The 5,974-nt window shown below is 69.8% G+C and carries 5 protein-coding genes; 4 read left to right on the top strand and 1 reads right to left on the bottom strand.

Going from position 1 to position 5,974, the window contains the following annotated elements; translation table 11 throughout:
• Both metE and AVS7_RS18330 read left to right on the top strand, forming a co-directional pair.
• A partial coding sequence (metE, locus tag AVS7_RS18335) for a 5-methyltetrahydropteroyltriglutamate--homocysteine S-methyltransferase (RefSeq protein ID WP_020230951.1) occupies positions 1-1,042 on the top strand: 1,042 nt, incomplete at its 5' end.
• 77 nt (positions 1,043-1,119) lie between these two features.
• A complete protein-coding gene (locus AVS7_RS18330) occupies positions 1,120-1,578 on the top strand; it encodes a DUF4149 domain-containing protein (protein ID WP_020230950.1) in 459 nt (152 codons plus the stop codon).
• Between the two features lie 110 nt (positions 1,579-1,688).
• On the opposite strand, the gene ppa is transcribed toward AVS7_RS18330, so the two are convergent.
• Positions 1,689-2,225, bottom strand: a complete 537-nt coding sequence (gene ppa / locus AVS7_RS18325; RefSeq protein WP_020230949.1) for an inorganic diphosphatase — start codon at positions 2,223-2,225, stop codon at positions 1,689-1,691.
• Positions 2,226-2,431: 206 nt separating this feature from the next.
• Here ppa and AVS7_RS18320 point away from each other — a divergent pair, with 206 nt between their 5' ends.
• Together AVS7_RS18320 and AVS7_RS18315 are read left to right on the top strand one after the other, a co-directional pair.
• Positions 2,432-4,504: a sodium-translocating pyrophosphatase gene (locus AVS7_RS18320; protein WP_034691962.1), complete on the top strand. Its 2,073-nt coding sequence runs from the start codon at positions 2,432-2,434 to the stop codon at positions 4,502-4,504.
• A 59-nt stretch (positions 4,505-4,563) separates the two neighbouring features.
• Positions 4,564-5,974 (top strand): aldehyde dehydrogenase family protein (locus AVS7_RS18315; RefSeq protein ID WP_020230947.1); only part of this gene is annotated, 1,411 nt, incomplete at its 3' end.

Here is a 5,974-nt window from a genome sequence, read left to right as displayed (position 1 = left end):
CGCGCGCCAGCAGGCGCAGCGCGCGCGCCTGCGCCTGCCGCCGCTGCCCACCACCACCATCGGCTCGTTCCCGCAGACACCGGCCATCCGCGCCGCGCGCGCGGCCCATCGCCGGGGCACGCTGGGCGAGGCCGAGTACCAGGCGCAGATGCGCGCCGAGATCGAACGCGCCGTGCGCACGCAGGAGGCGCTGGGCCTGGACGTGCTGGTGCACGGCGAGGCCGAGCGCAACGACATGGTCGAATACTTCGGCGAGCAGCTCGAGGGCTTCGCGTTCACGGCCAACGGCTGGGTGCAGAGCTACGGCTCGCGCTGCGTCAAGCCCCCCGTGCTCTACGGCGACGTGGCCCGCCCGCGCGCCATGACGGTCGACTGGACCGTGTATGCCCAGAGCCTCACGGCCAGACCCATGAAGGGCATGCTCACCGGGCCGGTGACCATCCTGCAGTGGTCCTTCGTGCGCGACGACCAGCCGCGCAGCCGCACCTGCGAGCAGATCGCCTGGGCCATCCGCGACGAGGTGGCGGACCTGGAGGCAGCCGGCATCGCCATCGTGCAGATCGACGAGCCCGCCATCCGCGAGGGCCTGCCGCTGCGCCGCGCGCTCTGGAAGCCCTACCTGGACTGGGCCACGCGGGCCTTCCGCATCAGCGCCTGCGGCGTGCAGGACACGACGCAGATCCACACCCACATGTGCTACAGCGAGTTCAACGACATCCTGCCCGAGATCGCCGCCATGGACGCCGACGTCATCACCATCGAGACCAGCCGCTCCGACATGGAGCTGCTGCGTGGCTTCGGCAGCTTCAAGTACCCCAACGAGATCGGCCCCGGCGTCTACGACATCCACTCGCCGCGCGTGCCCGGCGTGGAGGAGATGGCGCGCCTGCTGCGCAAGGCCGCCGAGGTGGTGCCCGCGCGCAACCTCTGGGTGAACCCCGACTGCGGCCTGAAGACCCGCGGCTGGCCCGAGACCGAGGCCGCGCTGCGCCACATGGTGCAGGCCGCGCAGGCGCTGCGCCCCGCCCTGGCCGCCGCTTGACGGCGGACAAGCATCAACCCTGCGGCGCACCGGTGCATGGCCCGCGCCGGGCGACGCGGCGGCACAATGCGCCCGCCATGCTCTACAACGCCCTCAAGCTCGCCCACGTGCTGTCGATCACCGTCTGGATCGGCGGCATGGCCTTCGCCCACTTCTTCCTGCGCCCCGCCGTGCAGGAGCTGGAGCCGCCCCAGCGCGTGCGGCTGATGCACGGGGTGCTGCGCCGCTTCTTCGCGGCCGTGGCCGTGGCCGTGGTGGTGGCGCTGTCCACCGGGCTGGGCATGATCGGCACGGTGTCGGTGCTGTCGGAGGGCGCCTTCTCCATGCCGCGCGACTGGAGCATCATGGCCACGCTGGGCGTGGTGATGATGGGCATCTTCGCCTACCTCTACTTCGCGCCCTTCACCCGACTGGAGCACGCCGTCGCTGCGGCGGACTGGCCCCGGGGCGGCCAGGCTCTGGCCCGCATCCGCGCCGGGGTGGGGGTGAACCTGGCCATCGGCACCGTCATCGTCGTGGTCACGCTGCTGATGTGAACGCGGATGCGCATGCAAAAAGGCCGCCCTTCCAGACGGCCTTTTTTCATGGCCTTTTCGGCCTCCAGCGCTTGATGCACAAGCGCTGGCAGCTATGGAAACCGAAGCAATCAGCCCAGGGACTTCTTGTAGTTCTCCACGCCTTCCAGCACTTCCTTGTGCGCAGCGTCCACGCCTTCCCAGCCCAGCACCTTGACCCACTTGCCTTCTTCCAGGTCCTTGTAGTGCTCGAAGAAGTGGCTGATGGCCTTCAGGCGCATGGGGTTCACGTCCTCCACGGTCTTCCAGGGCTCGTACATCTTGAGGATCTTGGTGGTGGGCACGGCCAGCACCTTGCCGTCCACGCCGGCCTCGTCCTCCATCTTCAGGATGCCCAGCGCGCGGCAGGGCACGACCACGCCGGGGTGCAGCGGATAGGGGGTGATGACCAGCACGTCCACCGGGTCGCCGTCGCCCGAGAGGGTCTGGGGCACGTAGCCGTAGTTGCATGGGTAGTACATGGCCGTGGTCAGGAAACGGTCCACGAAGACGGCGCCCGACTCCTTGTCCACCTCGTACTTGATGGGATCGGATTCCGCGGGGATCTCGATCACCACGTTGAAGGTTTCGGGGAGCTTGTTGCCGGGCTTGACGTTGTTGAGCGACATGTTTGAGGGGTTGGGGTATGAAACGACGGGCGGATTTTAGGCGCTTGATGCTTGCGGCTTGCTTGCAGCGCCGGGTTTGGCGTTAAATGCATCCGTTGGCCAATCGTCTCCACCGGTGATTGCGGGAGCACGAGGAAGCAACGCAGCGGAAGCACTTCCCATGCGTTGCGCTTCCATCCCGTGCAACCCAACGAGGAGACTCTGCAATGAATGGACCGACGGGCCTGACCTCCCCTCTCGTGCTGGCGCTGGTGTGCGGACTGATCGCTGTGGCCTATGGCATCTGGGCGCGCAGCTGGATTCTTTCGAAGGACACGGGCAACGCCCGCATGCAGGAGATCGCGGGCGCCATCCAGACCGGCGCGGCCGCGTACCTGGCGCGGCAGTACAAGACCATCGCCCTCGTGGGCATCGTGCTCGCGGTGCTGATCGGCGCGTTCCTCGACGTGCTGACGGCGGCGGGCTTCGTCGTCGGGGCGGTGCTCTCGGGCGCGTGCGGCTTCATCGGCATGAACGTCTCGGTGCGCGCCAACGTGCGCACGGCGCAGGCGGCCACGCAGGGCATGGGGCCGGCGCTCGACGTCGCCTTCCGCGGTGGCGCCATCACCGGCATGCTGGTGGTGGGCCTGGGCCTGCTGGGGGTGACGGGCTTCGCCTGGTTCCTGCTGGGCCGCGCCGCGCCGGGCGCGCCGCTGCCCAGCGTGCTCAACCCGCTGATCGGCTTCGCCTTCGGCTCGTCGCTGATCTCCATCTTCGCGCGGCTGGGCGGCGGCATCTTCACCAAGGGCGCGGACGTGGGCGCCGACCTGGTAGGCAAGGTGGAGGCCGGCATCCCCGAGGACGACCCGCGCAACCCCGCCGTGATCGCCGACAACGTGGGCGACAACGTGGGCGACTGCGCGGGCATGGCGGCCGACCTGTTCGAGACCTACGCCGTGACGCTCATCGCCACCATGGTGCTGGGCGCGCTGCTGATCGGCGCAGCGCCCGGGGCGGCCGTGGCCTATCCGCTGGCGCTGGGGGCCGTGTCCATCGTCGCCTCCATCATCGGCTGCTTCTTCGTGAAGGCCAGCCCCGGCATGAAGAACGTGATGCCCGCGCTCTACAAGGGGCTGGCGATCGCGGGCGTGCTCTCGCTCGTCGCGTTCTGGTTCGTCACCGCCTGGGTCGTGCCCGACAACGCGCTGGGCGGCACGGGCGCGCAGGGGCGGCTGTTCGGCGCCTGCGCCACGGGCCTGGTGCTGACGGCCGCGCTGGTGTGGATCACCGAGTTCTACACCGGCACGCAGTATTCGCCCGTGCGCCACATCGCCCAGGCATCGACCACGGGCCACGGCACCAACATCATCGCGGGGCTGGGCGTGTCGATGCGCTCCACGGCGTGGCCGGTGCTGTTCGTGTGCGTGGCCATCGTGGTGTCGTACGCGCTGGCCGGACTCTACGGCGTGGCGGTGGCCGCCATGTCCATGCTGAGCATGGCGGGCATCGTGGTCGCGCTGGACGCCTACGGCCCCATCACCGACAACGCGGGCGGCATCGCGGAGATGGCCGAGCTGCCCGGCAGCGTGCGCGACATCACCGACCCGCTGGACGCCGTGGGCAACACCACCAAGGCCGTGACCAAGGGCTACGCCATCGGCTCGGCGGGCCTGGCCGCGCTGGTGCTGTTCGCCGACTACACGCACAAGCTAGAGAGCTTCGGCCAGGCGGTGCGCTTCGACCTGTCGGACCCGATGGTCATCGTGGGCCTGTTCATCGGCGGGCTCATCCCCTACCTGTTCGGCGCCATGGCCATGGAGGCCGTGGGCCGCGCGGCCGGCAGCGTGGTGGTGGAGGTGCGCCGCCAGTTCAAGGAGATCCCGGGCATCATGGAAGGCACGGCCAAGCCTGAGTACGGCCGCGCGGTGGACATGCTGACCAGCGCCGCCATCAAGGAGATGATCGTGCCCAGCCTGCTGCCTGTGGCCGTGCCCATCGTCGTGGGCCTGGTGCTGGGCCCGAAGGCGCTGGGCGGGCTGCTCATGGGCACCATCGTCACGGGCCTGTTCGTGGCCATCAGCATGTGCACCGGCGGCGGCGCGTGGGACAACGCCAAGAAGTACATCGAGGACGGCCACCACGGCGGCAAGGGCAGCGAGGCCCACAAGGCCGCCGTGACCGGCGACACCGTGGGCGACCCCTACAAGGACACGGCCGGGCCGGCCGTGAACCCGCTCATCAAGATCATCAACATCGTGGCGCTACTCATCGTGCCGCTGGTGGTCAAGTTCCACGCCTAGGGCGCGCCGCAGGGCGCGCGCCAGCACGGCGCGCGCATCTGCCGCACAATCCGGGGGTTATGCAGCTCCACTACATCGCCAATGCCGGCGTGCCCTCCACGTCCGGCCGCACCCTCCCGGTCATCGATCCTTCCGACGGCCAGCCCTTCGACGAGATCCAGCGCGGCACGGCGGAAGACATCGACGCCGCCGTGCGCGCAGCGCAGCAGTGCTACCAGAATGTGTGGCACAAGACCGCCCCGGTCGAGCGCGGGCGGCTGCTGATGCGCCTGTCGGCCAAGATCACCGAGCATGCCGAGGAGCTGGCCGCCATCGAGCAGCGCGACTGCGGCAAGCCCACAAGCCAAGCCCGCGCCGACGCCCTGGCCCTGGCGCGCTACTTCGAGTTCTACGCCGGCGCCTGCGACAAGCTGCACGGCGAGACCATCCCCTACCCCGACGGCTTCAGCGTGCTCACCTGGCGCGAGCCGCATGGCGTGACCGGCCATATCGTGCCGTGGAACTACCCCATGCAGATCTTCGGCCGCTGCGTGGGCGGCGCGCTGGCCGCGGGCAACGTGTGCGTGGTCAAACCCGCAGAAGACGCGTGCCTGTCCCTGCTGCGCGTGGCGCAGCTCGCGGCGGAGGTGGGCTTTCCGGCCGGCGCGCTCAACATCGTGACCGGCTACGGGCACGAGGTGGGCGACGCGCTGGCGCGCCACCCCGGCATCCACCACATCAGCTTCACCGGCAGCCCCAAGGTGGGCACGCTGATCCAGCAGGCCGCCGCCGAGCGCCACTGCCCGGTGACGCTGGAGCTGGGCGGCAAGAGCCCGCAGGTGGTCTTCGCCGACGCCGACCTGGACGCCGCCGTGCCCGTGCTGGTCAACGCCATCGTGCAGAACGCGGGCCAGACCTGCTCGGCCGGCTCGCGCGTGCTCATCGAGCGCGCCATCTACGAACCCCTCCTGGAGCGCCTGGGCCACGCCTTCGAGGCCCTGCGCGTGGGCCCCGCCGCCATGAACCTCCATCTCGGCCCGCTGATCCGCCAGAGCCAGCAGCAGCGCGTGTGGGACTTCCTCTCCGACGCGCAGGTGGCCGGCATCCCGCTCGTGGCCCAGGGCACGGTGGTCGACGAGGCGCCCGACACCGGCTTCTACCAGGCCCCCGCCCTGCTGCGCGACGTGCCGGTGGACCACCGCCTGGCGCAGGAGGAAATCTTCGGCCCCGTGCTGGCCGCCATGCCCTTCGAGGGCGAAGACGAAGCCGCCCACCTGGCCAACGCCACGCCCTTCGGCCTGGTGGCCGGCATCTGGACGCGCGACGGCGCGCGCCAGTTCCGCATGGCGCGGCGCATCGCCAGCGGCCAGGTGTTCATCAACAACTACGGCGCGGCCGGCGGCGTGGAGCTGCCCTTCGGCGGCGTGAAGTCCAGCGGCTACGGCCGCGAAAAGGGCTTCGAGGCGCTCTACGGCTTCACCACCCTCAAGA

Origin of the sequence: Acidovorax sp. MR-S7, from assembly GCF_000400995.2 — a bacterium.
Lineage (GTDB): Bacteria > Pseudomonadota > Gammaproteobacteria > Burkholderiales > Burkholderiaceae_C > MR-S7.
Note: the sequence above shows the minus strand (reverse complement) of the source record. Positions and strands in the feature narration are given on the sequence as shown.

Coding starts and splice junctions, on each gene's coding strand:
- AVS7_RS18330 (WP_020230950.1), top strand. CDS start 1,120: ATGCTCTACAACGCCCTCAAGCTCGCCCACGTGCTGTCGATCACCGTC.
- ppa (WP_020230949.1), bottom strand. CDS start 2,225: ATGTCGCTCAACAACGTCAAGCCCGGCAACAAGCTCCCCGAAACCTTC.
- AVS7_RS18320 (WP_034691962.1), top strand. CDS start 2,432: ATGAATGGACCGACGGGCCTGACCTCCCCTCTCGTGCTGGCGCTGGTG.